Annotated in this window: 21 protein-coding genes; 15 read left to right on the top strand and 6 right to left on the bottom strand. The window is 71.5% G+C overall.

Annotation, left to right across the window (positions count from 1 at the left end; translation table 11 throughout):
* The first annotated feature begins 3 nt into the window (after positions 1 to 3).
* From ABD998_RS03695 to ABD998_RS03650, 10 genes are read left to right on the top strand one after another with little or no spacing between them, the layout of a single operon-like run.
* Entirely contained in the window at positions 4 to 978 is a 975-nt protein-coding gene (locus ABD998_RS03695) for an FKBP-type peptidyl-prolyl cis-trans isomerase (protein ID WP_345436028.1), read from the top strand.
* A gap of 34 nt (positions 979 to 1,012) precedes the next feature.
* Positions 1,013 to 2,005: a helix-turn-helix transcriptional regulator gene (locus ABD998_RS03690; RefSeq protein WP_425562933.1), complete on the top strand. Its 993-nt coding sequence runs from the start codon at positions 1,013 to 1,015 to the stop codon at positions 2,003 to 2,005.
* On the top strand, positions 2,002 to 3,030 hold the full coding sequence (locus ABD998_RS03685) for a helix-turn-helix transcriptional regulator (protein ID WP_345436026.1): 1,029 nt from the start codon (positions 2,002 to 2,004) through the stop codon (positions 3,028 to 3,030). Before ABD998_RS03690 ends, ABD998_RS03685 begins: the two co-directional genes overlap by 4 nt.
* Before the next feature lie 37 nt (positions 3,031 to 3,067).
* Positions 3,068 to 3,328, top strand: a complete 261-nt coding sequence (tatA, locus tag ABD998_RS03680; RefSeq protein ID WP_345436024.1) for a twin-arginine translocase TatA/TatE family subunit — start codon at positions 3,068 to 3,070, stop codon at positions 3,326 to 3,328.
* A gap of 2 nt (positions 3,329 to 3,330) precedes the next feature.
* Positions 3,331 to 4,140, top strand: coding sequence for a twin-arginine translocase subunit TatC (gene tatC / locus ABD998_RS03675; protein ID WP_345436022.1), 810 nt, complete (start codon positions 3,331 to 3,333; stop codon positions 4,138 to 4,140).
* 36 nt (positions 4,141 to 4,176) lie between these two features.
* Positions 4,177 to 6,618, top strand: coding sequence for a DEAD/DEAH box helicase (locus ABD998_RS03670; RefSeq protein WP_345436020.1), 2,442 nt, complete (start codon positions 4,177 to 4,179; stop codon positions 6,616 to 6,618).
* A gap of 26 nt (positions 6,619 to 6,644) precedes the next feature.
* A complete protein-coding gene (gene lnt / locus ABD998_RS03665) occupies positions 6,645 to 8,207 on the top strand; it encodes an apolipoprotein N-acyltransferase (RefSeq protein ID WP_345436018.1) in 1,563 nt (520 codons plus the stop codon).
* A 9-nt stretch (positions 8,208 to 8,216) separates the two neighbouring features.
* Entirely contained in the window at positions 8,217 to 8,447 is a 231-nt protein-coding gene (locus tag ABD998_RS03660; protein ID WP_345436016.1) for an SPOR domain-containing protein, read from the top strand.
* A gap of 50 nt (positions 8,448 to 8,497) precedes the next feature.
* Positions 8,498 to 9,835 (top strand): type I glutamate--ammonia ligase, encoded by a 1,338-nt coding sequence (gene glnA / locus ABD998_RS03655; RefSeq protein ID WP_345436014.1) that lies wholly within the window; start codon positions 8,498 to 8,500, stop codon positions 9,833 to 9,835.
* Positions 9,836 to 9,851: 16 nt separating this feature from the next.
* Positions 9,852 to 12,854: a bifunctional [glutamine synthetase] adenylyltransferase/[glutamine synthetase]-adenylyl-L-tyrosine phosphorylase gene (locus ABD998_RS03650; protein WP_345436012.1), complete on the top strand. Its 3,003-nt coding sequence runs from the start codon at positions 9,852 to 9,854 to the stop codon at positions 12,852 to 12,854.
* A 240-nt stretch (positions 12,855 to 13,094) separates the two neighbouring features.
* Here the strand turns inward: ABD998_RS03650 and glnA (ABD998_RS03645) are convergent, their stop codons facing one another.
* The gene (gene glnA, locus ABD998_RS03645) at positions 13,095 to 14,519 is read right to left on the bottom strand and encodes a type I glutamate--ammonia ligase (RefSeq protein ID WP_345436009.1); all 1,425 of its coding nucleotides are present in this window, start codon (positions 14,517 to 14,519) and stop codon (positions 13,095 to 13,097) included.
* 137 nt (positions 14,520 to 14,656) lie between these two features.
* Here glnA (ABD998_RS03645) and ABD998_RS03640 point away from each other — a divergent pair, with 137 nt between their 5' ends.
* Positions 14,657 to 15,088, top strand: coding sequence for an RDD family protein (locus ABD998_RS03640; RefSeq protein ID WP_345436007.1), 432 nt, complete (start codon positions 14,657 to 14,659; stop codon positions 15,086 to 15,088).
* Between the two features lie 58 nt (positions 15,089 to 15,146).
* Here ABD998_RS03640 and ABD998_RS03635 read toward each other — a convergent pair whose 3' ends face one another.
* Entirely contained in the window at positions 15,147 to 15,854 is a 708-nt protein-coding gene (locus tag ABD998_RS03635; protein WP_345436005.1) for a DUF4191 domain-containing protein, read from the bottom strand.
* A 141-nt stretch (positions 15,855 to 15,995) separates the two neighbouring features.
* Here ABD998_RS03635 and ABD998_RS03630 point away from each other — a divergent pair, with 141 nt between their 5' ends.
* A complete protein-coding gene (locus ABD998_RS03630; protein WP_345436003.1) occupies positions 15,996 to 17,324 on the top strand; it encodes a hypothetical protein in 1,329 nt (442 codons plus the stop codon).
* A gap of 42 nt (positions 17,325 to 17,366) precedes the next feature.
* On the opposite strand, the gene sucB is transcribed toward ABD998_RS03630, so the two are convergent.
* The 3 genes from sucB to ABD998_RS03615 all read right to left on the bottom strand — a co-directional run bounded on the left by sucB (position 17,367) and on the right by ABD998_RS03615 (position 22,071).
* The gene (sucB, locus tag ABD998_RS03625; protein ID WP_345436000.1) at positions 17,367 to 19,139 is read right to left on the bottom strand and encodes a 2-oxoglutarate dehydrogenase, E2 component, dihydrolipoamide succinyltransferase; all 1,773 of its coding nucleotides are present in this window, start codon (positions 19,137 to 19,139) and stop codon (positions 17,367 to 17,369) included.
* Positions 19,140 to 19,207: 68 nt separating this feature from the next.
* On the bottom strand, positions 19,208 to 20,581 hold the full coding sequence (gene lpdA / locus ABD998_RS03620; RefSeq protein WP_345435998.1) for a dihydrolipoyl dehydrogenase: 1,374 nt from the start codon (positions 20,579 to 20,581) through the stop codon (positions 19,208 to 19,210).
* A complete protein-coding gene (locus tag ABD998_RS03615; RefSeq protein ID WP_345435996.1) occupies positions 20,578 to 22,071 on the bottom strand; it encodes a leucyl aminopeptidase in 1,494 nt (497 codons plus the stop codon). The genes lpdA and ABD998_RS03615 overlap by 4 nt, the downstream gene beginning before the upstream one ends.
* Before the next feature lie 75 nt (positions 22,072 to 22,146).
* Here ABD998_RS03615 and ABD998_RS03610 point away from each other — a divergent pair, with 75 nt between their 5' ends.
* From ABD998_RS03610 to ABD998_RS03600, 3 genes are all read left to right on the top strand, one after another.
* Positions 22,147 to 23,079, top strand: coding sequence for a proteasome assembly chaperone family protein (locus ABD998_RS03610; RefSeq protein ID WP_345435994.1), 933 nt, complete (start codon positions 22,147 to 22,149; stop codon positions 23,077 to 23,079).
* A 216-nt stretch (positions 23,080 to 23,295) separates the two neighbouring features.
* Positions 23,296 to 24,591, top strand: coding sequence for an RNA polymerase sigma factor (locus tag ABD998_RS03605; RefSeq protein WP_345435992.1), 1,296 nt, complete (start codon positions 23,296 to 23,298; stop codon positions 24,589 to 24,591).
* Entirely contained in the window at positions 24,591 to 25,286 is a 696-nt protein-coding gene (locus ABD998_RS03600; protein ID WP_345435990.1) for a coenzyme F420-0:L-glutamate ligase, read from the top strand. The genes ABD998_RS03605 and ABD998_RS03600 overlap by 1 nt, the downstream gene beginning before the upstream one ends.
* A gap of 49 nt (positions 25,287 to 25,335) precedes the next feature.
* On the opposite strand, the gene ABD998_RS03595 is transcribed toward ABD998_RS03600, so the two are convergent.
* Positions 25,336 to 26,358 carry a sugar-transfer associated ATP-grasp domain-containing protein gene (locus ABD998_RS03595; RefSeq protein WP_345435988.1) on the bottom strand — a complete coding sequence of 341 codons (1,023 nt, stop codon included), beginning with the start codon at positions 26,356 to 26,358 and terminating at the stop codon, positions 25,336 to 25,338.
* Between the last annotated feature and the right edge of the window lie 32 nt (positions 26,359 to 26,390).

The following is a 26,390-nucleotide window of genomic DNA, read 5'->3' as shown; positions in this document are numbered from 1 at the left end:
CCCGTGCGCAAGACCCCGGCCATCCTCTCCGTCCTCGCCCTGTCGACGCTCGCCCTCGCGGGCTGCACCGTGGGAGGTGCGGATGCCGCATCCTGCGACCGCGCGGCGGGCGCCGACGCGTCGCTCGCCGACCTCATCCAGGTGACGGGCGAGGTCGACGCCGTCCCCTCCGTGGACATGTACACGCCGCTCGAGGTCCCGTCCGACGCCTACGTCGACGTGGAGGAGGGCGACGGCGAGGTCATCACGTCGCTCGACCAGGCCGGTGTGCTCGACATGACGCTGTTCGACGGCGAGACCGGCGAGCAGCTCATCGGCACGGCGTACAGCGGCGACACGTCGGGAGCCGCGGCCCTCTCGCAGTGGCTCCAGCAGTTCCCCGGCCTCGAGAGCGCGCTCCAGTGCGCGAGCGAGGGCTCGCGCATCGTCGCCGCGCTCGGCGCCGACGGCGTGACGGAGGAGGCGCGCACCGGCTACGGGTTCTCTGAGGACGGCACGATCGTCGCGGTCGTCGACGTGCGGAAGGTCTACCCCGAGGCGGCGTCCGGCACGCTGCAGTACAACGACGGCTTCGGCCTCCCGAGCGTCGTCCGCGACGTCGACGGCCGCCCCGGCATCGTCGTCCCCGACACGGCGGCCCCCGACGACCTCGTCGTCCAGACCCTCATCGAGGGCGACGGCGAGGAGCTCACGATCGACGACACGCCCATGGTGCAGTACACGGGCGTGCTGTGGGATGAGAAGACCGTGTTCGACTCGTCGTGGGAGAACGGGTCGCCTGTCGCCCTCACGCTCGACGGCGGCGTCATCGAGGGATTCTCGCAGGGGCTCGTCGGCCAGAAGGTCGGCTCCCAGGTCATGATCGTGATCCCCTCCGACCTCGGGTACGGCGACGAGGGCCAGGGGACAATCCCCGGCGGCGCGACCCTCGTGTTCGTCGTCGACATCCTCGGCGTCGAGGACGCGCCCGCTCAGTAGCGCGTGCGTCCGCGCGGTCCGCGGGGATCCTAGGATGGCTGTCGTGGCCGAGCGGATCCCTGCGGAAGAGCGACTGATGAACCTCGTCGTCGCGCTCGTCGCGACCGAGATCGGGCTGACGAAGCAGCAGATCCTCGAGTCGGTCTCCGGCTACCGCCAGCGGGCGGGGTCGCGCTCCGACGCCCTCGACAAGATGTTCGAGCGCGACAAGGAGGAGCTGCGCAGCATCGGGATGCCGCTCGAGACCATCCCCTCCAGCACAGATCCGAACGATCTGCGCGACGCGCGCTACCGCATTCCGAAGTCGGAATACCACCTGCCGGAGGACATCTCCTTCACGCCAGCCGAGCTCGCGGTGCTGGGCCTCGCGGGGCGCGTGTGGAGCTCGGGGTCGCTCTCGGCGGACGCGCGGTCGGGCTTGCGCAAGATCCGCTCGCTCGGCATCGACGTGGACGAGCCGATCCTCGGCTTCGCGCCTCGGCTCGACCCGCGCGACGCCGCGTTCGGTCCGTTGCAGGCGGCGATCGAGAGGTCGCGCACCGTGACGTTCCCGTACCTCAAGCCGGGGGAGGACGCCGAGACGCGGCGGACGGTCGAGCCGCTCGCGCTCGTCGAGTACGAGGGGCGCTGGCATGTCTACGGGTTCGACGTCGACGCCGCAGCCGACCGGACGTTCCTCCTGAGCCGCATCGTCGGCGACGTCGTCCCGACGGGTGCGGTGTTCCCCGCCTCCGCGCGCGCGGGAGCGGGCGAACGCGCGCTCGCTGGGCTCGAGGAGGTCGCACGGCGCCAGCGTGCGCTCGTGGAGGTCACGCCGGGCTCCGAGGGGGCCCTGCGCCTCCTGCGGCGTGCCGAGTCGGCCCCCCAGGGCTACCTCGTGCCGTACGTCGACCGGCACATCTTCGCCGACGAGCTGGCCTCCTACGGGCCCGAGGTGCGCGTCGTGGCCCCCGATGACCTGCGCGACGCCGTCGTGGAGCGGCTCAGGGCCGCCGCCGCAGCGCACACGGAGGAGGCGGCGCGATGAGCTTCCTCGCGAGCGACCAGGTCCGCATCCTCCTGACCCTCGTGCCGTATCTCTTCGAACGCGGCGAGGTGCCCGTCGAGGAGGCGGCGGACGAGTTCGACATCACCCCCGCCCAGATGCGTCGCCTCGTCAAGCGGCTGCCCCTCATCGGCCTTCCGGGCGAGGACGGGTACTTCCAGATGCCGAACGAGATGTTCGACATCGACTGGGATCTGCTCGACGAGCGCGACGCCATCCGCATCAGCGAGAAGGTCGCGCTGGAGCGGGCGCCGCGCCTCACGGCGCGCGAGGCGGCGGCGCTCCTCGCGGGCCTGCAGCTCGCTCGCGCCATCCCGGGTGTCGCGGAGTCCGAGGTGTACGCGGGCCTCGTCGAGAAGCTCGCCCGCGGCGCGTCTGCGGCGCCGGCCGACGTCGTCGTCGCCCCCGGCCCCGTCGACGAGGTGCGCACGCTCGTCTCGCGTGCGATCGGCGAGGGCGTCGCCCTGTCGTTCACGTACCGCGCACCCGACGCCGAGCCGACCACGCGCACGGTCGACCCCGTCAGCGTGCTCATCACGGACGGCCAGTGGTATCTGCAGGGCTGGTGCCACCTTCGCCGCGCGATGCGCACGTTCCACCTCGACCGGGTCGGCGACGTGCGCCTCACGGGCATCCCGATCGCGCACGGCCCCGGCGCGGACGAGCCTCAGCCCTTCGGAGCGGCCGATGGCGACCACGTGGTCGCCGTGCGCTACCGGCAGGAGCACGCGTCCCTGCTCGGCGACTACCTCCGCACCGCGGAGATCGATCGAGCCGACGAGGTCGAGACCGCGCGGATCCGTCTCGCCGACCCGCTGTCGCTCCGTCGCCTCGCGACGAGGCTCGGGGGCCGGCTCGAGATCGTCGGCCCCGCGTCGGCGCGGCAGGCCGCGCGGCGATGGGCGGACGAGGCGCTGGCTCTCTACGCGGCACCGGATCCCCGACCAGAGGATTCCTGCAGCGGATCCGTGCGTCGAGACCCGCGGCGCACGGGATCCTCCGGCTAGACTCGCATCGACCCCCTCACGACCGACGGAGAACCTCATGCTCGGCAACCTCAACGGCTGGCACCTGCTCATCCTGCTCGCCGTCATCCTGCTCCTCTTCGGCGCGGCCCGCCTTCCCGCCCTCGCGAAGAGCGTCGGCCAGTCGGCTCGCGTCTTCAAGGGCGAGATGAAGCAGATGAAGGAGGAGAGCGGCGACGACGAGGCGAAGAAGCCCGCGGCCGACGGCTCCTACACGCTCAACGGCGAGACCGTCGACAAGCCCAAGGCCGACGGCTCCTCCGGCTCCTCCCCGAGCTAGGGATGGCGCAGGCCGACACGGACGTGTCCGTGCCGGACGACATGCCCTACCGCGATCGCCGCATGACGCTGGCGGCTCATCTCGTCGAGCTGCGCAAGCGCCTCATGATCGCGGCCGCGGCGCTCGTCGTCGGCATGGTGGTCGCGTTCCTCATCACCGATCCCGTGATCGCGGTGCTCACGCACCCGATCGAGCTCATCGCCGAGCGACGGGGAGACGACTTCGCGCAGCTGAACTTCGATTCGGTCACCGCGGGCTTCGACATGCGCATGCGCATCGCGTTCGCGATCGGCCTGCTGCTCTCCGCACCCGTCTGGCTCTGGCAGGTATGGGCGTTCATCATGCCGGGGCTCACGCGCAAGGAGGTGCGGTACACCGTCGGCTTCCTCGGCGCTGCCATCCCGCTCTTCTTCGCCGGCTGCTACGTGGGGCTGCTGATCCTCCCGCACGTGATCGAGCTGATGGCGTCGTTCGTGCCGGATGCCGGGGCGCAGTTCTACAAGTACGACTACTACTACGACTTCGTCCTGAAGTTCCTGCTCGTGCTCGGCGTCGCCTTCGTGAGCCCCGTGTTCCTCATCGCGCTCAACCTCGCGGGCATCCTGACGGGCAAGGCCATCATGAAGGGATGGCGCGTCGCCGTCGTCGTCGCGACGGCCTTCGCGGCGATCTCCACGCCGGCCGCCGACATCACGTCGATGCTGCTGCTCGCGGGGATCCTCATCGTGCTGTACGTCCTCTCCGGGCTCCTCGCCCTGCTGTTCGATCGGCGCAAGCGCAAGAAGAACCCGGAGCTGTTCGCCGACGCCTGAGCCGCGAGCACGACGAGGCGCGATAGGGTCTCCTGCATGAGCGGCCCGAGCCCTTCCGACAGCTACGCGGCCGCCCGGGAGCGGCGACGCCATCCGATCAGCGCCGACTTCGCCGACGCGCAGCGCTTCGATCTCGACCCCTTCCAGATCGCGGGCTGCCAGGCGCTGGAGGACGGGCGGAGCGTGCTCGTCGCCGCGCCGACCGGCGCGGGCAAGACGATCGTCGGCGAGTTCGCCGTCCACCTCGCGATGCGCACGTCCGGCGAGAAGGCGTTCTACACCACGCCGATGAAGGCGCTGTCGAACCAGAAGTTCCGCGAGCTGCAGGCGGTCTACGGCGACGACGAGGTCGGGCTCCTCACCGGCGACACGAACATCAACGGGGATGCGCGCGTGGTCGTCATGACCACCGAGGTGCTCCGCAACATGATCTACGCCGGTTCGTCGGCCCTGCAGGGTCTCCGGTACGTCGTCATGGACGAGGTGCACTACCTCGCCGACCGCTTCCGCGGCGCGGTGTGGGAGGAGGTCATCATCCACCTGCCGCCGAGCGTGCGGCTCGTCTCGCTCAGCGCGACGGTGTCGAACGCGGAGGAGTTCGGCGACTGGCTCGACGCGGTGCGCGGCGACACCGAGGTCATCGTGTCGGAGACACGGCCCGTGCCGCTCGAGCAGCACGTGCTCGTGCGGGGCGATCTGCTGCCGCTGTTCGATGAGCGCGCGGGCGCCGCAGCCGCGCAGGTCAACCAGGAGCTGCTGCGCGTGAGATCGTCCTTCGCGCAGACGCATCGGGCAAACGAGGCCGTCATCTCCGGCCGGCGGAGCGGCAGGAGAGGATCGTACAGGCGACCCGGCCCCGTCCGGCGCATGGAGCGCATGGAGCGGCCGGCGGTGATCGAGCTCCTCGGGCGGCAGAACCTGCTGCCGGCGATCTTCTTCATCTTCAGCCGCGTCGGGTGCGATCAGGCCGTGCAGCAGGTGCGCCGGTCGGGCGCGCGGCTCACCACGGCTGAGGAGCGCGCGGAGATCCGTGCGGTGGTCGACCGGCGGATGGCGTCGCTGCCAGACGAGGACCTCGGCGTGCTCGGCTTCTGGGAATGGAAGGACGACCTCGAGCGGGGCGTCGCGGCCCATCATGCCGGCCTGCTCCCCGCCTTCAAGGAGGTCGTGGAAGAGCTCTTCCAGCGCAAGCTCGTGAAGGCCGTGTTCGCGACGGAGACACTCGCCCTCGGCATCAACATGCCGGCGCGGACGGTCGTGCTGGAGAAGCTCGAGAAGTTCAACGGCGAGGCGCGCGTGCCGATCACGTCGGGGGAGTACACGCAGCTCACGGGCCGCGCAGGGCGACGCGGGATCGACGTCGAAGGGCACGCGGTCGTGCAATGGACCGACGGGCTCGACCCGCAGGCGGTCGCCTCGCTCGCCTCCCGTCGCACGTACCCCCTCAACTCGAGCTTCCGGCCGACGTACAACATGGCGGTCAACCTGATCGACCAGTTCGGCACGGCACGGGCGCGCGAGCTGCTCGAGTCGTCGTTCGCGCAGTTCCAGGCCGACAGGGCCGTCGTGGGCCTCGCCCGGCAGGTGAAGGACGCCGAGGAGTCGCTCGCCGGCTACGAGAAGGCGATGGCGTGCGATCGCGGCGACTTCGCGGAGTACGCCGGCATCCGCCGGGAGCTGAGCGACCTCGAGAAGCTGAACCGCCGCGACCTCAACGCCTCCCGTGCGAGGAGGCAGCAGCGCCAGGAGCAGATGGCGGCGCTGCGACGGCGCATGCAGCGCCATCCCTGCCACGGCTGCCCCGATCGCGAGCACCACGCCCGGTGGGGCGAGCGGTACTGGAAGCTGCGCAAGGAGATCGGCAAGCTGCGCCGGCAGATCGAGAGCCGCACCGGCAGCGTGGCGCGCCAGTTCGACCGCATCATCGACGTGCTCGACGAGCTCGACTACCTCGGGCGCGGCGACGGCGGCGTCTCGCTCACCGCTGCGGGCCGGCGGATGCGCCGCATCTACGGCGATCGCGACCTGCTCGTCGCGGAGTCCCTCCGCGAGGGCCTCTGGCAGAAGCTCGACGCTCCCGCGCTCGCGGCGCTCGCGTGCGCCCTCGTGTACGAGCCGCGGCGCGACGAGGCGGTCGACGCGCACGGACTGCCACGCGGAGCCTTCCGCGAGGCGCTGTCGGCCACCGAGATGCTGTGGAGCCGTCTCGATGATCTCGAGCGCGATCGCGGGCTCGCAGGCACGAGCCCCGTGGCGGCGGGCCTCGCGCAGGCCATGCACATGTGGGCGCGCGGCCAGGGCCTCGATCGCGTGCTCTCCGCCGCCGACATGGCCGCCGGCGACTTCGTGCGCTGGGCGAAGCAGACGATCGACCTCCTCGACCAGCTGTCGATCGTCGCCGATGGGCCGCTCGCGCGCACGGCGCGCTCGGCGCTCGACGCCGTGCGCCGCGGCATCGTCGCCTACAGCTCGCTGTGAGGCGGCGCGCCCGTAGGCTTGCCGTCATGCCCGAACGCCCCCTGCTGCCGCTGCGGGCCGCGATCCTCGCGGCCGCGGCCGGCGGGCTCGCGCTCGATGCGGCCTTCCCGTCGCTCGGAGTCTGGCCGCTCGCCTTCGTCGCCGTGACGCTGTCGCTCGCGAGCCTGCGCGGCCGCCGGGCGTGGGCGGCGGTGCTCGTCGGCGGCGTGTTCGGCGCGTGCTTCTACCTCCCTCACATCTCGTGGGCGGCGGGCTTCCTCGGCGACGACCCCTTCGCCTGGGCGCCGTGGGTCGCGCTCGCGACGGTCGAGACGGTCTTCCTCGCCGCCGGCGCCGTCCCGATCGCGCTCGCCTACCGGTGGCTGCCCCGGCTGCGCGACACCCCCTGGATGCGCATGACCGCGCTGCCCGCCGTCGTCGCCGCCGTCTGGACGACGCGCGAGATCGTCCTCGGCTCGTGGCCGTACGGGGGGTTCGCGTGGGGGCGCATCGGCATGAGCCAGTCGGAGAGCCCGCTCGCGACGGTGGCGTCGTGGATCGGCGTGAGCGGGCTCACATTCCTCATGGTGCTCCTGTGCGCCCTCATCCTCGAGGCCGGCATCCTCTTCTCCGCGCGCAAGACGGGCCGACGCGGATGGCGCCTCGCCGTGCTGCCAGCGATCGTCGCGATCGCGCTCCTCGCGACCCCGCAGTTCCCCACGACGCCGGCCGGCACCCTGTCCGTCGGCGCCGTGCAGGGCGACGGTCCGGCCGCCTACATGGACGAGCGGGAGCCGTACGCCGTCCTCAACGCGCAGATCGCGGCATCCGAGCCCCTGCGCGGCCTCGATCTCGACGTCGTCGTGTGGCCAGAGGGAGGGGTCGACAGCGATCCCCTGTACAACGGGGCCACGGCCGCGGCGCTCGACGCCGTCGTCGACGATCTCGGCGCGCCGCTCCTCATGAACGCGGCGTCGGCTCGCGGCGGGGATCCCACCGACCCCGCCACGCCGATCTACAACACCTCGATGCTGTGGACCGGGAACGGCGCCGAGCAGCTGCACTCCAAGCGCCATCCCGTGCCGTTCGGAGAGTACGTGCCCGACCGGGCGTTCTTCGAGGCGCTCGCGCCCGACCTCATCGGGCTCATCCAGCGCGAGTACACGCCGGGCGACGACAGCCCGGTGTTCGACATCGACGGGGTCGCGGCCGGACTCGCGATCTGCTTCGACGTCATCTCCGACGCCTTCATCGCCGAGGGCATCCGAGACGGCGCTCAGGTCTTCCTGCTCCAGACCAACAACGCCGACTTCCGCGGCACCGACGAGAACCTGCAGCAGCTCGCCTTCGCCCGCATGCGCGCGATCGAGACGGGGCGGTCGGTCGTCAACCTCTCGACGACCGGGACGAGCCAGATCATCGCCCCCGACGGCACAACGCTCGACGCGCTGCCGATCGACGAGGCCGGGGTGATGGTCGCCGACGTCGAGCTGCGCGACGGCACCACGGCGGGCGTCGCGGCGGGCCCGTGGGTGCAGGCGGCCATGCCGCTCGGACTCGTCGCGATCGCCCTCGCCGGCCTCCTGGCCCGGCGCCGCGCGCGTGCATAGGATCGACGCATGAGCAGCCTCCAGGACGACCCCGAGAAGAAGTACTGGTACAACCTCCGGACCGGGCAGGTCGAGTTCGGCCTCGTCTCGCCCGCCGTCGACCGCGCCGGCCCGTTCGACACGGAGGCCGAGGCGGCGAAGGCGCCGGAGCTCATGGCCGAGCGCTCGCGCGCGTGGGCCGACGACGACGCGAGCGACGACGACTGGTCGCAGACGCGTCCGGGCACCGCCGACCACTAGTCTGGGAGACAGCGCGCAGCCGGATGCGGCGAGGCGTCAGAGAGGATCCGATGGACAAGCAGAGGGACTTCGTGCTCCGCACGATCGAGGAGCGCGGCGTGAAGTTCGTGCGCCTGTGGTTCACCGACGTGCTCGGCACGCTCAAGTCGGTGGCGATCGCCCCGGCGGAGGTGGAGGGCGCGTTCGGCGAGGGCATCGGCTTCGACGGTTCCGCCATCGAGGGGCTCACGCGCTCGTACGAGTCCGACCTGCTGGCGTTCCCCGACCCCTCGACGTTCCAGATCCTGCCGTGGCGCGGCGAGGTCGACCCGACGGCCCGGATGTTCTGCGACATCACGACGCCCGACGGGCAGCCCGCGTCGGCCGAGCCCCGCAACGTCCTCAAGCGCACCCTCGCGAAGGCGGCCGACGCCGGCTTCACGTTCTACACGCACCCCGAGATCGAGTTCTACCTGCTGAAGTCGAGCCGCTTCGGCGCGGAGGGACCCGAGCCCGTCGACCGCGCCGGCTACTTCGACAACGTCCCCGGCGGCACGGCGCACGACTTCCGCCGCCGCGCCGTGCGCATGCTCGAGGACCTCGGCATCTCCGTGGAGTACAGCCACCACGAGGTCGGCCCCGGTCAGAACGAGATCGACCTGCGCTACGCCGACGCGCTCACGATGGCCGACAACATCATGACCTTCCGCACGGTCGTGAAGGAGGTCGCGATCGAGCAGGGCGTGCACGCGACGTTCATGCCGAAGCCGCTCGCCGGTGAGCCCGGCAGCGGCATGCACACGCACATGTCGCTCTTCGAAGGCGACGTGAACGCGTTCTACGAGGAGGGCGCGCAGTACCAGCTCTCGCGCACGGGCCGCCAGTTCATCGCGGGCCTGCTCAAGCACGCGAACGAGATCGCGCTCGTCACGAACCAGTTCGTCAACTCGTACAAGCGCCTGTGGGGCGGCGACGAGGCGCCCAGCTACATCACCTGGGGCCACAACAACCGCTCGGCGCTCATCCGCGTCCCGCTCTACAAGCCGGGGAAGGGCGGCTCCGCGCGTGTGGAGTACCGCGCCATCGACTCCGCCGCGAACCCGTACCTGGCGTATTCGCTCATGCTCGCGGCCGGCCTCAAGGGCATCGAGGAGGAGTACGAGCTCGGGCCGGAGGCGGAGGACAACGTTTGGGCGCTCTCGAGCGCCGAGCGCCGAGCGCTCGGCTACCAGTCGCTGCCGTCGAGCATGTACGACGCCATCAAGCTCATGGAGGACAGCGAGCTCGTGGCGGAGACGCTCGGCGAGCAGATCTTCAGCTACGTGCTGGCGAACAAGCGCCGCGAGTACGACGCGTACCGCTCCCAGGTGACGCAATACGAGCTGAAGTCGACGCTCGACGTCATCTGATCGCGGCGGCGCGTCGATGGTGAGGGAGCGCCGCGCCTCGGGCCTCACGGCGCTCGCGCGGATCGGATTCAGCGACCTCGGCGCCGCCGATGCGGCGATCGCCGAGCTCGCCGAGCTCGTGGCGGTCGAGCGGGAGACGCTGCTCGCCGACGCGGTACGCGCGGCCGACCCCGACGAGGCGCTCGGCGGCCTGCTGCGGATCGCCCGTCGTGCGCCGGAGCACGCCGCGGGCGTGCTGTCGGACGCGCGTGGCCGGCTCGTCGCATGGCGGCTGCTCGGGGCATCCCGCGGCCTGGGGGACTTCTACCTGCGTCGTCCCGCCTCGTTCGCCGCGGTGCCGGCGCTCGGCGACCGGCTGCCATCGGCCGAGGAGCTCCGGCGCGAGCTGCTCGACGCCGTGGGAGCGGGCGACGGGTTCGCCTCCGACGCCGACGAGACGGCGTGGGTCGCGCTGCGCGTCGCCTACCGCGAGCAGCTGGCGCGGATCGCGGCTTACGACCTGCTGTCGCGCGACCCGGTGTCGGCCGTGAAAGACGTCGCCGCCGCGCTCGCGGATGCCGCGGGTGCGGCGCTCGAGGCGTCGCTCGCGGTCGCGCGGGCGCGCGTCGTCCGCGGCGTCCCCGGCGCCGGCCTCTTCCCGCGCGCGGAGGTCGAGCAGACGCTCCTCTCCGTCATCGGGATGGGCAAGGCCGGGGCGCGGGAGCTGAACTACGTCTCCGACGTCGACGTCATCTTCGTCGGCGGAGTCGCCGGCGGGGCAGGCATCGAGGAGTCGCGGGCGCTCGAGATCGCGCACCGGCTCGCCGTGCAGACGATGCGCGGCATCTCCGAGACGGAGGTCGAGCCGCCGCTGTGGGAGGTCGACCCCAACCTGCGCCCGGAGGGGAAGCAGGGCGCCCTCGTCCGCAGTCTCGCATCGCATCTCGCGTACTACGACCGGTGGGCGCACACCTGGGAGTTCCAGGCGCTGCTGAAGGCGCGGCCGCTCGCGGGCGACGCGGCGCTCGGGGAGGCGTACGTCTCCGGCACGCAGCCCAAGGTCTGGGAGAGCGCGGGCCGGGAGAACTTCGTCGACAGCGTGCAGCGCATGCGCGAGCGCGTTACCGACAACATCCCCGCCGTGGATGTGCCGTTCCAGCTGAAGCTGGGGCCGGGCGGCATCCGCGACGTCGAGTTCACGGTGCAGCTGATCCAGCTCGTCCACGGAGTGTCAGACGCGTCGATCCGCGTGCGGGGAACGCTTGACGCGATCGACGCGCTCGTCGCCGAGGGGTACATCGGCCGGCAGGATGCGGCCGCGTTCGCGCGCGACTACCGGGTGCTGCGCCTGCTCGAGCACCGGCTGCAGCTCGCCGGCCTGTCTCGCACGCACCTGATGCCGCGCGACGAGGACGGGGTCCGCGTGCTGGCCAGGGCGAGCGGGCTCGCCGACACCGCGTCGGGGCTCGTCGAGCAGTGGGAGGCCGTCAAGCGCGAGGTGCGCGACATCCACGTGCGGCTGTTCTACCGTCCGCTGCTCTCCGCCGTCGCCGCGCTCCCCGAGGAGCAGCGCAGCCTCACGGCCGACGAGGCGCACGCGCGTCTCGCAGCCACGGGGTTCCGAGACCCCGGTGGCGCGCTGCGGCACATCCGCGCCCTCACGACGGGGCTCAGCCGGAAGGCGACCATCCAGCGCCACCTCATGCCGGTCATGCTCCGATGGTTCGCCGACGGCGTCGACCCGGATCAGGGGCTGCTCTCGTATCGGCGCATCAGCGAGCGGCTCGGCGAGTCGCCGTGGTTCCTCCGCATGCTGCGCGATTCATCGGGCGCCGCGGAGGGGCTCACGAAGCTCCTGTCCGGGTCGCGGTACATCGGCGACCTCATGGAGTGGATCCCCGAGTCGGTCGCGTGGCTCGACTCCGTCGAGCAGCAGCGCCCCCGGACGGGAGCCGTCCTGCAGGCGGAGGCCAGAGCCATCCAGGACCGTCATGGCGATCTCGAGGAGGCGATGGCGGCGGTCCGGGCGCTGCGGCGCCGCGAGATGCTCCGCACCGCGATGGGCGCCGTGCTCGGCGCGATCACGATCGAGGAGCTCGGCTCGGCGCTCACGACGATCACCGAGGTGACCATCCAGGCGACGCTGCGCGCCGTGCGGCGCGAGGTCGTCCCGCCCGAGGACGACTCGCTCGACTTCGCGATCATCGGGATGGGCCGGTTCGGCGGTGCGGAGCTGGGCTTCGGGTCCGACGCCGACGTCCTGTACGTCTACCGCCCCGAGCAGGTCGAGCCGAGCCGCGCGCACGAGCTGGCGAGCCGCATCGTCGCGGAGGTGCGCCGCGTCTCGGAGGACATGCGGCTCCCGCTCGATCTCGACGCCGAGCTTCGGCCGGAAGGCCGGAGCGGGCCGCTCGTGCGCTCTCTCGACGCGTACGCCGAGTACTACCGGCGCTGGTCGCTGTCGTGGGAGGCGCAGGCGCTGCTGCGTGCGCGAGGCATCGCGGGCTCGTCGAAGCTCATCGCCGACTTCATGGCTCTCGCCGACGAGATCCGCTATCCCGCCGCTCTCGACCTCGCGGCGACCCGCGAGATCAAGCGCATCAAGGCGCGGGTGGAGAACGAGCGGATGCCGCAGCGCATCGACCGCACGCGCCATCTGAAGCTCGGCCCCGGCGGGCTCAGCGACGTGGAGTGGCTCGTGCAGCTGCTGCAGCTCGAGCACGGCCGCTCGGACGCGGCGCTGCGGACGACCTCGACGCTCGACGGGCTGGAGGCCGCGCGTGCGGCGGGCCTCGTGGCGGACGGCGACGCGCAGCTGCTCGCGGAGTCGTGGCGGCTGGCCGCGCGGCTGCGCTCGGCGAACACGCTCGCCTCGGGCAAGACGAGCGACCTCCTGCCGACGGAGCGCCGCGCGCTCGACGGCATCGGACGCATCCTCGAGTATCCCGCGCACTCCGCGACGGAGGTCGAGGAGGACTGGCTGCGCACCGCGCGTCGCGCCCGCCGCGTGTTCGACCGGCTGTTCTACGGCGAGGCGTAGCGCCGGATCGCGGTGCACACCGCAGGTGTTCCGGGCGACCGTGGTCGGCACTGGCCCCGATTCACGCGGATACGAGGCCGCGGGCGCCGGGATCTCCTGCGTTGTGCGCGGCCCGATGAGACGTTCACGGGTCGGTCAGGCGCGGGGCGCCCCTGAAGAGGCGAACTCCTGGAGACGGCAAACGGCCCAGCTCCCGCGATCTCTCGCGGGAGCTGGGCCGTTTGAGGGCCTAGCGGGAGGTCAGACGCCGAAGTACAGCTCGTACTCGAAGGGGTGAGGACGCTGCGCGAGCGGCTTGATCTCGTTCTCCTCCTTGTACTCGATCCAGGTGTCGATGAGCTCCTGCGTGAACACGCCGCCCTCGAGGAGGAACTGGTGGTCGGCGCGGAGCGCGTCGAGCGAGTCCTGCAGGGAGTTCGGCACCTGCGGGATGTTCTTGGCCTCCTCTGCGGGGAGCTCGTAGAGGTCCTTGTCGACGGGCTCGTGCGGCTCGATGCGGTTCTTGATGCCGTCGAGGCCCGCCATGAGCTGCGCCGCGAACGCGAGGTACGGGTTGCCCGAGGCGTCGGGGGCGCGGAACTCGATGCGCTTGGCCTTCGGGTTCGAGCCCGTGATCGGGATGCGGATGGCCGCCGAGCGGTTTCCGGCCGAGTACACGAGGTTGACGGGGGCCTCGAAGCCCTTCACCAGACGGTGGTAGCTGTTGAGCGTCGGGTTCGTGAACGCGAGCACGGCGGGCGCGTGGGCGAGGATGCCGCCGATGTACCAGCGCGCGATGTCGCTGAGCCCGCCGTAGCCGGCCTCGTCGTAGAAGAGCGGCTTGCCGTCGCTCCACAGCGACTGGTGCGTGTGCATGCCCGAGCCGTTGTCGCCGAACAGCGGCTTCGGCATGAAGGTCGCGACCTTGCCCCACTCCTCGGCCACGTTCTTGACGATGTACTTGAACTTCAGGATGTCGTCGGCCGCGTGCACCATGGTGTCGAAGCGGTAGTTGATCTCCTGCTGTCCGCCCGTGCCCACCTCGTGGTGCGCGCGCTCGAGGATGAGACCGGCGTCGATCAGCTTGAGGCTGATGTCGTCGCGCAGGTCGGCCGTCTTGTCGACGGGCGAGACGGGGAAGTAGCCGCCCTTGTACGGGGTCTTGTTGGCGAGGTTCCCGCCCTCCTCGGCGCGGCCCGTGTTCCACGCGCCCTCCTCGGAGTCGACCGAGTAGAAGCTCGCGTTCTGCTTCACCTCGTAGCGCACGTCGTCGAAGATGTAGAACTCGGCCTCGGGGGCGAAGAACGCCGTGTCGGCGATGCCGGTGGAGGCGAGGTACTTCTCCGCCTTCTTCGCGACCTGGCGCGGGTCCTTCGCGTAGATCTCGCCGTTGCGCGGGTTGTAGATGTCGAAGACCATGATGAGGGTCTTCGCCTCGCGGAACGGGTCGAGGTACGCCGTCGTCACGTCCGGGATGAGCTGCATGTCGGACTCGTGGATGTTCGCGAAGCCGCGGATCGAGGAGCCGTCGAAGAGCTGGCCGACCGTGAAGAACTCCTCATCCACCGTGGAAGCAGGGATGTTGAAGTGCTGCTGCACGCCGGGAAGGTCCGTGAAGCGGATGTCGAGGAACTTGACGTCCTCGTCCTTGATGAACTTCAGGACCTCGGAGGAATCTTTGAACATTGAGGCTCCAGTTTCGGGAACTCGGGTGGGGCGATCCGTGGGACGGACGTCGCCGCCAACCTACGGGCAGAGGATTGCCTGGCGGTATCCCCTTTGTTTCCGGCATGTTACAGGGCGCGCTGATCTAGGCTCGACAGGTGACGACCTCGACCTCCGCCGACTACCCGGGCGGCCGCCTGGGACTGCCCTCGACGGGCTCCGGCAGCATCGCGCGCCCCGGCCGCCGCATCGGCGCGCTCCTCATCGACTACGCCGCGGCGACGCTCGTCGCGACGGCGTTCTTCTCGTTCGACCAGTTCGCCCTGCCCGCGGAAGCGGGGCTGACGCAGTTCGCGCCGATGGCGGTGTTCGCCGTGCTGCAGATCGTCTTCATCCCGACCCTGGGCGGCAGCCCGGGGCACCGCCTGCTCGGCATGCGGGTGGTGCGGGCGGATGGCGCGTGGACCGGCGTGTGGCGCCCGCTCGTGCGCACGCTCCTGCTCGTCGTCGTGATCCCCGCCGTGATCTGGGACGCCGACCAGCGCGGACTCCACGACAAGGCCGCCGGAACCATCCTCGTGCGAGCCTGAGCGGAGACGACGAGAGCCCCGTCGATCGGCGGGGCTCTCGTGACGTGCGGACAGCGGATCAGCGCGGTCGCTGCGCGCGGACCTTGGTGGGATCGATGCCCTTCGGGATCGGCAGGGACGCGAGCGACTGCGAGACCGACTCGATGCGCTGGACGACGGCGCCCATGGTGGCGCGGTCGATGGCCTTCGGCAGCGACTTGATCGTCTTGGAGAGGCGGTCGATGGAGACCTCGCCCTCGCCGTGCCCGATGTAGAACTCGTGGACCGGCACGCCCTGTGCGACGCGCTGGGCCTTCATCCGCTCGTCGCGCATGAGGCGCGTGAGCCGCCCGCGCGAGCCCTCGCCCACGATGACGATCCCGCCCTTCCCGACGGCGCGGTAGACCGCCTCCTGCGTCTTGGGGTTGATGCCGACCGGCATGTCGTCGGCGCGCCAGCTGCGTCCCAGCATGTTCGCGAGGACGTGGCCGGATGCGCCGGGCATGCCGTCGAGCTTGCGGTACATGGCGCGCGTGGAGAGCTGCGTCATGGTGATCATCGCGCCGAGCGCGCCGACCATGAGTCCGGTGATGGCCCACAGGAGGATGCCCCACCAGACAGGCTGCAAAAGGAACCCCGCGACGACGCCGAGCGCGACGCCCACCACGATGATGGCGATGAGCAGCCAGCCGAGCCACGGGAACGCCTCACGGGTGAAGGTGAAGAGTGACTTGATCTGGGAGAAGAAGCCGGGTCGCTTCTCCGCGGGTGCGCTGCGTGCTGCCATGCGTCGATTCTACCGGCGTCGGATGGCCCTCCGCGGCCCATGGAGCGTCCTCCCGTCCCCAGCCCCCGCCCTGCGGCGTGTGCTCTCCCCACTGCCCGGTCCGCGGCGTGCGCGCCGCATGGATGCGTGCATCGTGGGGGCATGAGCTGGGATGCCGTCGTCACGGGAGCCGCTCCGCCGCCCACGGAGCCGACCGGCGCCTACCGCGCCGTCCGACGGGTGACGCCGCCCGCGTCGCCTCTCGAGGGGATCATCGCCTCGCAGGGAGACGACTCGGTCGTGCTCGTCCCCGTCGAGCAGCTGGACGGGTGGGAGGGATGGCGCAGCGCGGGCTCCCAGCACGTGCTCGCGCCGCTCGACATCGTGCGCCTGGCCGACGGACACGCTGTCGTCCTGCCACGCTGCGACGACACCGTGGAGGCGCGTCTCGCGCACCGCGCCGCCCGCGGGCCGGTGCTGCGCGGCGGGGAGGCGGTGACGCTCGCGGTCAGCCTGCTCCGCGGCGTGCAGGAGGCGTGGGCGCAGCGGCCGCCCGGCGCCGATGCTCCGCGGGGGCGGTGGTGGCTCTCGGCCGATGCGCGGCCGCTCTTCGCCTTCGGCGACGGGGATCCCGTGGAGGAGTCTGCGGCCAGCCTGCTCGCGGCCGCGGGGGAGTGCTGCCCCGACAAGGTCGTGCGTCGTGTGCTCGACGACGTGCGGGTCGCGTTCGAACGACCGCGTGCGCTGCGGCGAACGGGCCCCGATCTGGAGACGCGACTCTTCGAGGCGTGCGCGCCCCAGCCGCTCGCGGAGGACGGTCCGTCCGACGTCCGCCCGGACCACGCCGACCTGCGTGAGGACGCGCGCCCGGCTGCGCCATCGGAGGGATGGCTCGTACACCGCGTCGATGTCGGACTCGGCGAACTCGTGGCGGATGCGTTCGCCGAGGTCGGCCGCCGGATGCGCGCGCGAGGCACCGCACGGCGCGTCAGACCGACGCGTGCGGCCACGGGAAGCGCATCGCCCGCGGGAGGACCGCTCCGTCGACGTGCTCCGATCATCGTCGGAGCGATCTGCGGCGGTGCCGTGCTGGCGGTGGGGCTCGCGTGGCCTTCCGCGACCGACGACGCCTCCCCAGGCCCGGGGCGCACCGGGGCGGCGGATGACGGCGACGCGTCATCCACGGTCGTGCATGCGACGTCGGCACCGCCCGCACCCGCCGCGGAGGCGACGCCGCCGACCGAGCACGTGCCGACCGCAGACGCGACGGCGACCGGGGTGCCGACGCCGTCCGCCGAGGAGGAGACGCCCGAGCAGGCGACCGCGCGGCTCGTCGAGGGCGCCGCGGACGCTGCGCTCGTGGACGACTTCGGCGATGTCGCGGTCACGCGCGTCGAGGGTGACGGCATCGTGCGCCACGTCGTCCTCGAACGGGTCGACGGCGTCTGGCAGCTCCGGCAGACCTATGAGACGGCCGAGGGGGCGGGATGAGCGCCGGGCGCCCATCCCGCCCCCTCCGGGAGCGGCGGTGTCTCAGATGCCGAGGTCCCCCGCGAAGTCGGCTGCCTCGAGGCGGGCCTTCACGGTCGACAGGAAGCGCGCGGCATCGGCACCGTCGATCGTGCGGTGGTCGTACGAGAGCGCGAGGTACACGTACGATCGGATGCCGATCGCCTCCACGCCGTCGACCTTCACGACACCGGGGCGCTTGAACACGACGCCCGTGCCGAGGATGGCCGACTGCGGCAGGAAGACGACGGGCGTGTCGAACAGCGCGCCGCGCGAGCCCGTGTTCGTGAGCGTGAAGGTGCCGCCGGCGAGCTCGTCGGGCTTCAGCTTGTTGTCGCGCGTGCGCGCGGCGAGGTCGGCGATCTCATGCGCGATCTGGGCGAGGTTCTTCGACCCGGCGTCGCGGACGACCGGGGTGAGGAGGCCGCGCTCCGTGTCGACGGCGATCGAGAGGTTCTCGGATGCCGGGTACACGATGTTGTTGTCGGCGTCGACCGTGGAGTTCACGATCGGGAAGGCCTGCAGCGCCTCCGCGGCGGCAAGCGCGAAGAAGGGCAGGAACGACAGCTTGTCGCCCGTCTTCTCGAGGAAGGAGCCCTTCACCTGGTCGCGGTAGCCGGCGAGCTTCGTCACGTCGACCTCGACGACCGTCGTCAGCTGGGCGGTCTGCTGCATCGACTCGACGGCGCGCGTGGCGAGAACCTTGCGCAGGCGCGACATCGGGGCGGTCGTCCCGCGCAGCGGCGACGGCTCGGGCTTCACCGAGGCGGCCGCGGCCGGAGCGGCTGCGGCGGGCGCCGAAGCCGACTCCGCCGCCTTCAGCACGTCCTCCTTGCGGATGCGTCCGCCGACGCCCGTGCCCGAGACGGTCGCGAGGTCGACGCCGTTCTGCGCCGCGAGACGGCGCACGAGCGGGGTGACGTAGATCTTGTCGTCGCCGGCGGGGGCGGCCTGAGCCGGCTCCGCGGGAGCAGCCGATGCCGCGGGTGCCGGTGCCGCGGGTGCCGGTGCCGCCGCGGGTGCGGGGGCGGCAGCGGGTGCCGGTGCTGCCGCGGGTGCGGGTCCTGCCGCGGGTGCTGCGGCAGGAGCCGGGGCCGCGACGGGTGCGGCAGGCGCGGGGGCCGCGGCAGGAGCCGGTGCCGCCGCAGGAGCCGGTGCCGCGGGCGCACCGCTGCCGACGCGTGCCAGCACGGAGCCCACCTCGACGGTCTCGTCCTCCTGGACGAGGATCTCCTGCACGGTGCCCGCGACGGGCGAGGGGATCTCGGTGTCGACCTTGTCGGTGGAGATCTCGAGCAGGGGCTCGTCGACCTCGACGCTGTCGCCGACCTGCTTCAGCCAGCGGGTGACCGTGCCTTCCGTGACGCTCTCTCCGAGCTCGGGGAGGACGACGTCCGATGCGTCGGACGACGCGACGGGAGCCTCGGCTGCGGGCGCCTCGGCGGGAGCGGCCGGAGCCTCGGCGGCGGGGGCCGCAGCCGCGGGAGCCTCCGCGGCGGGCGCCTGCTCTGCGGCGGGCACCTCTGCCGCGGGAGCCGCGGGGGCCTCCTGCGCGCCGGAGCCGTCGCCCAGGCGGGCGAGCTCGGCGCCGACCTCGACGGTCTCGTCCTCCTGAACGAGGATCGCCTCCAGAACGCCGCTCACGGGCGAGGGGATCTCGGTGTCGACCTTGTCGGTCGACACCTCGAGAAGCGGCTCGTCCGCTGCGACGGTGTCGCCGACCTGCTTCAGCCAGCGGGTGACCGTTCCCTCGGTGACGCTCTCTCCGAGAGCGGGGAGGACGACGGAAGTGCTCATGTCAGGAGTCTCCTTCGGAGTGTCGAATTCTCATCTAGCTTAGTGATGCTGCGGGGTGCTCGAGGGCGTCAGAGCGCGTGGAGCGGCTTTCCGGCCAGTGCGAGGAAGGCCTCGCCGAGCGCCTCGCTCTGCGTGGGATGCGCATGGAGGAGCGGCGCGATGTCCTCGGGATGGGCCTCCCACGCGACGGCGAGCTGCCCCTCCGTGATCAGCTCGCCCACGCGGTCGCCCGCGAGATGCACGCCGAGGACGGGCCCGTCGACGCGGCGGACGACCTTCACGAGGCCGGCCGTGCCGATGATCTCGCTCTTCGCGTTGCCCGCGAGGTTGAACTCGGTCGTCGCGATGGCGTCGTCGCCGTGCGCCGCGCGCGCCTGCTCCTCCGTGAGCCCGACGGAGGCGAGCTCGGGATGCGAGTACGTCACACGCGGGATCTGGGTGTCGGCGACCGGCGGGCTCGCCAGCCCCGCGATGCGCTCGGCGACGGCGATGCCCTGCTGGAATCCGCGGTGGGCGAGCTGCAGCCCCCTGACGATGTCGCCCACGGCCCACACACGGGCGACCGAGGTGCGCAGCAGGTCGTCGGTGGCCACGAAGCCGCGGTCGCGGGCGACCCCCGTCTCATCCAGGCCGATGCCGTCGGTCGCAGGGCCGCGTCCGACGGCGACGAGGAGGACGTCCGCCGTGAGGGACTCCCCGTTCTCCAGCGTCACGGTCACGGAGGAGTCGTCCTGCGAGACCGACGAGAACCGCACGCCGAGCGACGTGCGGATGCCCCGCTTGCGGTAGGCGCGCTCGAGCGCCTTGCTGAGCGCGGCATCCTCGTTCGGCACGAGCCGGTCGAGCGCCTCGACGATCGTCACCTCGGCGCCGAGCGACCGCCAGACGCTCGCGAACTCGACGCCGATGACGCCGCCACCCAGGATGATCGCGCGGTCGGGCACGGTGCCCAGGGCGAGCGCTCCCTCGCTGTCGAGGACGCGTCCGCCGAACTCCAGTCCCGGGAGGCTGCGGCTGTACGAGCCCGTCGCGATGACGACATCGCGGCCCCGGTAGAGGTCGTCGCCGACGCGCACGGCGGGCCCCGGCTCCAGCGTGCCGGCGCCCGAGACGACCTCGATGCCGCGCGCCTTGACGAGGCCTTCGAGACCCTTGTGCTTCTTCGAGACGATGCCGTCGCGGTACGTGGCGATGCGCGCGGGGTCGATGCCCGTGAGCTCGGCGCCGATGCCGTAGGCCCCCGCCTCGCGGACGGTGTCGGCGACCTCGGCGGCGTGCAGCATCGCCTTCGTGGGCACGCAGCCGCGGTGGAGGCACGTGCCGCCCAGCTTGTCCTTCTCGACGACGATCACGCTCTTGCCGAGCTCTGCGGCTCGCAGCGCGGCAGCGTAGCCTCCGCTGCCGCCGCCGAGCACGACGACGTCGACGGTGCGCTCGCTCACAGGAGCTCGCCTCCCGCCGCGACGAACTCGAGCAGCGCGCGCACCGTGGCGCCCGTCGGCCCCTTGTCGGTGAATCCGTACGGCGCTCCCGTGCTCATGGAGGAGCCGGCGATGTCGAGATGCACCCAGGGGATGCGCGGGGCGTCGTCCTCGTCCGCCGTGCGGCCGACGAAGCGCTGCAGGAAGAGACCCGCATAGAGCGCCCCGCCCGCGCGGTTGCCGACGTTCGCGTTGCGGACGTCGGCGATGCGCGAATCGAGCTCGTCCGCGATGTGCTCGGGGAGGGGGAGCGCCCACGCGAGCTCGCCCGTGCGGTCGGCGGCGCGGAGGAAGGCGTCGACGGCGTCGCCGTGCCCCATGACGCCCGTGTGGCGCGTGCCGAGGGCCACCACCATGGCGCCCGTCAACGTCGCGACGTCGACGACGACGTCGGGGTGCTCGCGGCTCGCCGCGACGAGGCCGTCGGCGAGCACGAGGCGGCCCTCGGCATCGGTGTTGGTGACCTCGACCGTGGTGCCGTCGGCGATCACGAGCACGTCCCCGGGCCGCGTCGCGCGCCCCGATGGCATGTTGTCGGCGATGCACAGCCACCCCGTGACCCGCACGGGAAGGGCGAGCTGGGCGGCGGCCCGGACGACCGCGAGCACTTCGGCGGCGCCCGTCATGTCCTCCTGCATCCCGACCATGGACGCGGCGGGCTTGAGCGACAGACCGCCGGTGTCGAACGTGATGCCCTTGCCGACGAGCGCGACGTGCCGCGCGGCTCCCTCCGGCGCGTAGTCGAGCCGCACGAGACGCGGCGGTCGATCGGAGCCCTGGCCGACGCCGAGGATGCCCCCGAAGCCGTCCTCCGCCAGCCGCGCCTCGTCCCACACCGTCGCCGTCACGGGGAGGTCGGCGGTCGTCTCCAGAGCGATGTCGGCGAGTCGAGCGGGGCTCTGCCACTCCGCCGGCGTCGACACGAGGTCCTTGACGAGAGCGACGGCCTCGGCGCCCGCCCGGATGGCGGCGAGGTCGGCGTCGTCTGCGTCGTCGGGAGCGTGCACGACGACGCGGCGCGCACGACGGCGCTTCGCCTTCTTCTCCTCGGAGTCGGACTTGTAGTCGTCGAAGGCGTACCCGCCGAGCGCCGCCCCCTCTGCGGCGGCGCGCCATCCGCCCTCGATCTCCGCCGGGACGGACACGGCGACGACGTCGAAGCCCGTGAGCTGCCGGATGGCGGCGCCCACCGCGTCCCGCACGGTGCGCGCATCCGGGGCGCGCCCGAGGCCGACGACGGCGAGGGGGAGACCCGAGAAGCCGGGTGCGTGGACGCGGGCGAATGCGCCCTTCGCCGCGGTGAAGCCGATGGCGTCGAGTGCGGCGGCGAGCTCTGCCGGTCGTGCCGGCGCAGCGTCGTCTCCTGCGGGATCGGGGATCGCGATCACGAGGGCATCGGCACCCTCCGCGGGGACAGCTGTCGGGGACAGCGCGATATCGGGGTGCGACATGCCTCCCATCCTAGGTTCCGGTCCTTCACCGGGTGCGACGGCCCGCGAGGGCGCGCCGCCTCGTAGCATGGAGGAATGCCCGTCCCCCGAGACCTCAGCGAACGCGCCGCCGACGCCCCCGTCGTCCCCGGCGGGCTTCCGCTCGTCGTGCTGCTCACCGGGTTCACGGACGCGGGCGGCGCGGTGTCCGGCGCCATCGACTACATGCGCGCGGTCGTCGACCAGCGCATCGTGGCCGTGTTCTCGAACGACGCGCTCCTCGACTACCGTGCTCGCCGCCCGATCGTGACCTTCGACAAGGACCACCTGACGGAGTACCGTCCGCCGCGCCTCGAGCTGTCGCTCGCGCAGGACGCGCTCGGCCAGCCCTTCCTCCTGCTCTCGGGGTACGAGCCCGACTTCGTGTGGGACGGCTTCGTCGAAGCGGTGCTGTCGTTCGCGCGCGAGTTCGACGTCTCGGGGCTGACCTGGGTGCATGCGATCGCCATGCCGGTGCCCCACACGCGCGATCTGGGCGCGACCGTCAGCGGCAACCGCCCAGAGCTCATCGCGGCGCAGTCGATCTGGCAGCCCCGCACGCAGGTGCCCGCGACAGCCGGGCATCTGCTCGAGTTCCGTGCAGCGCAGACGGGGCTCCTCGTCGCCGGCTTCGTCCTCCTCATCCCGCACTACCTCGCGGAGACGGACTACCCCGCGGCGACGCTCTCGGCGATCGACCGGATCGCCTCGTCGACGGGGCGCGTCTTCGACGTCGACGCCCTGCGCACGGAGAACACCGAGTACCTCGCGAAGGTGGGGGAGCAGATCGCCGGGAACGACGAGCTCGGCCGCATGGTCGCGGGCCTCGAGGAGCGCTACGACGCCTACATGGCCGGTCTCGTCGACGGCACCTCGCCGCGCTCGGGTCTGCACGAGAGCGACCTGCCGAGCGCGGACGAGCTCGCCGCCGAGCTCGAGCGCTATCTCGCGTCCCGGCCGACGGGCGACGACGAGAAGCCGATCGGCTGAGGCGTCCGCAGGGGAATGCGGCGGCCGCGGACGCTGTTGTCGCCATCAGGGTCACCCGGGCGCCGCGTCGGATCGCGCGGCGGAGTGTGAGACAATGGTCGGACGACCCATTGGCGAGTCCCGTGCTGGCGAGGCGCAGGACTTGACAAGGGTCTTACTAGTGCCCGAAGACACCCGGGGGCGAGGCGCACAGCGCCATCGGTGAAAGGCGAGAACGTGACAACTGCCACGAAGGCTTCGCGGAGCACCGCGAACGACGACGAGGCCGTCGAGGACGAGGCCGCTGCGGCCGCCGGTCCCGCGGCCAAGAAGACCACCAAGAAGACCGCAGCCAAGACCGCGTCGACGAAGAGGACGAAGGCGGCGAAGAGCGCGAAGGCGTCCGACGAGGACGAGGAGGAGCTCGAAGGCGACGTCGAGCTCGAGGCGGACGACGCCGACGAGACGTCCGACGACGCCGACGAGGCGAAGGACGACGCCAAGGGCGACGACGACAAGGGCAAGCCGGCGACGGTGGAGCCGCTGCCCACGGGCGCCATCGTCATCAGCTCGAGCGACGAGGAGGACGTCCCCGTCTACTCGACGCAGATCACGGGCGCCACGGCCGACCCCGTCAAGGACTACCTCAAGCAGATCGGCAAGGTCCCGCTGCTGAACGCCGCGGAGGAGGTCGACCTCGCCATGCGCATCGAGGCCGGCCTGTTCGCGGAGGAGAAGCTGTCGAAGATGTCGGCGGCGGAGAAGTCGAGCCAGCTCGGCCTCGACCTGCAGTGGGTGTCACGGGACGGCCAGCGCGCGAAGAGCCACCTGCTCGGGGCGAACCTCCGCCTCGTGGTGTCGCTCGCGAAGCGCTACACGGGCCGCGGCATGCAGTTCCTGGATCTCATCCAGGAGGGCAACCTCGGTCTCATCCGCGCCGTCGAGAAGTTCGACTACACCAAGGGATTCAAGTTCTCGACGTACGCGACGTGGTGGATCCGCCAGGCCATCACGCGCGCCATGGCCGACCAGGCGCGCACCATCCGCATCCCGGTCCACATGGTCGAGGTCATCAACAAGCTCGCCAGGGTCCAGCGGCAGATGCTGCAGGACCTGGGTCGCGAGCCCACGCCCGAGGAGCTCTCCAAGGAGCTCGACATGACGCCCGAGAAGGTCGTCGAGGTGCAGAAGTACGGGCGCGAGCCCATCTCGCTGCACACGCCGCTCGGCGAGGACGGCGACAGCGAGTTCGGCGACCTCATCGAGGACACCGAGGCGGTCGTCCCGGCCGACGCGGTGGGCTTCACGATGCTGCAGCGTCAGCTCGAGAGCCTGCTCGACTCGCTCTCCGAGCGCGAGGCGGGTGTCATCCGCATGCGCTTCGGCCTCGGCGACGGGCAGCCGAAGACCCTCGACCAGATCGGCGACACCTTCGGCGTGACGCGTGAGCGCATCCGCCAGATCGAGTCGAAGACGATGGCGAAGCTGCGCCACCCGAGCCGCTCGCAGTCGCTTCGGGACTACCTCGAGTGATGGCGGAGGCGAACGAGGGCAAGCGCCTCGAGGTCGAGGTCGACGGCGTCCGCTACGCGCGCATCCCCCTGCGCACGAAGGTGGTGATGCCGGACGACCGGATCGACGAGATCATCGCGGAGTACGCGAAGGACGCCGTCGAGCCGGGCGACCTGCTGTTCGTGACGGAGAAGATCGTCGCCATCACGCAGGGCCGTTCGTACATGATGGACGAGATCCAGCCGCGCAGGCTGGCGACGTTCCTCTCGAAGTACGTCACGAAGACCGCCTACGGCATCGGCCTCGGCATCCCCGAGACGATGGAGATGGCGCTGCGCGAGGTCGGCGCGCCCCGGATCCTCTTCGCCGCGGCAGTGTCGGCCGTGACCAAGCTCTTCGGGCGCCGCGGCGACTTCTACCGCATCGCAGGCGACAAGGCGCGCGCGATCGACGGCCCGACGCCCGGCACGATCCCGCCGTACAACAAGGCGGTCGTCCTCGGTCCCGAGCGTCCGCGCGAGGTCGCGGCGCACGTCCGCTCGCTTCTCGGGGTCGACGCCCACGTCGCCGTCGTCGACATCAACGACATCGGCGGCAACATCCTCGGCTCCACGCTCGACAAGGCGGGGGAGAGGCGACTGGTGCGCATCCTCGGCGACAACCCGCTCGGCCAGGGCCACCAGTCGACGCCGCTCGGCATCATCCGCGCGGTCTGAGACCAGACGGCGAACGCCCCTCCACGGAGGGGCGTTCGCCGTTCGCGGCTCAGAATCCGATCGCCGTGCGGTAACGAGGCTTGTGGCCCGTGCGGATGCCCGTCACCGACGGCTTGTTCTCGTAGACGCCCGCGCCCCAGTTGCCCTCCACGAGCACGGGGCCGTCCGGCGTGACCACGACATCCCATCCGACGTACTGCACCTGCGGCACGACGCGCGCGACCGCGTCGATGAACGCGCGCACCTCGTCCATGAGGGGCAGCTGGAACGACGCGATCGGGAAGCCCGTGTCGGGATGCTTCTCGTGCACGTGCCCGTGCGAGTCGTAGCCGGATCCGAGCGCGCGCCCCGCGTCGTCGAGCATCGTGTAGAAGCCGCCGAACGACATCTGGTCGCTCACGGCGCCGCGCCCGAACTTCTGCGCGATCGCGAGGATGTGCACCTCGGAGCCGTCGTGGAATGCCGTGATGCGCGTGGTGTTCACGGTTCCCGGGCAGACCGCGGCGATGTCGGGGTGCTGCACGATGACCTCCTCGAGCAGGACCTCGTCGCGTTCGAGCAGCCCGCGGTGGAAGGCCGCCCAGTCGTCGACCTCGCTCGCGTGGTAGCGGTGGACGCCGAGCCCCATGTGGCTCACGGGCACCTTCGCGACGATCGTGCCGTGCTTCTCGACGAACGCGCGCACGGCGTCGGCGTTGCCGGTCTCGACGACGAGCCACTCCCGGCGCAGGAACCGGTCGAACCGCTTGTTGAACTCGATCTTGTTCTCGAACAGCACGCGGTAGTCGGGGTGCGCGTACCGCGCGGCGAGCTGCATGGACACGGGGTGCGTCATGAAGGTCGCACGCTCCGCCTTCGACAGGATGGCGAAGTCGTAGTCCACGTAGTCCTGGAAGGCGACATCGCGGCGGCCGGCCGACCACAGCATGTCGGCGACGACGAGCGGCACGGGCTTGCCGTGCTGCTCATGCACCTCCTTGGCGCGTTCGATCACCGACGAGACGTCGATGCGGCGCGCCCGCTCCACGAGATAGCGGAGCTTGGGGCCGAGGCTGAGGCCGGTCGAGGGCATGCGGGCGTCCTCCAGGTCGCGGGCGGGGGGCC

Source organism: Microbacterium gilvum, assembly GCF_039543865.1.
In the GTDB taxonomy this organism is placed as follows: Bacteria; Actinomycetota; Actinomycetes; order Actinomycetales; family Microbacteriaceae; genus Microbacterium; species Microbacterium gilvum.
Note: the sequence above shows the minus strand (reverse complement) of the source record. Positions and strands in the feature narration are given on the sequence as shown.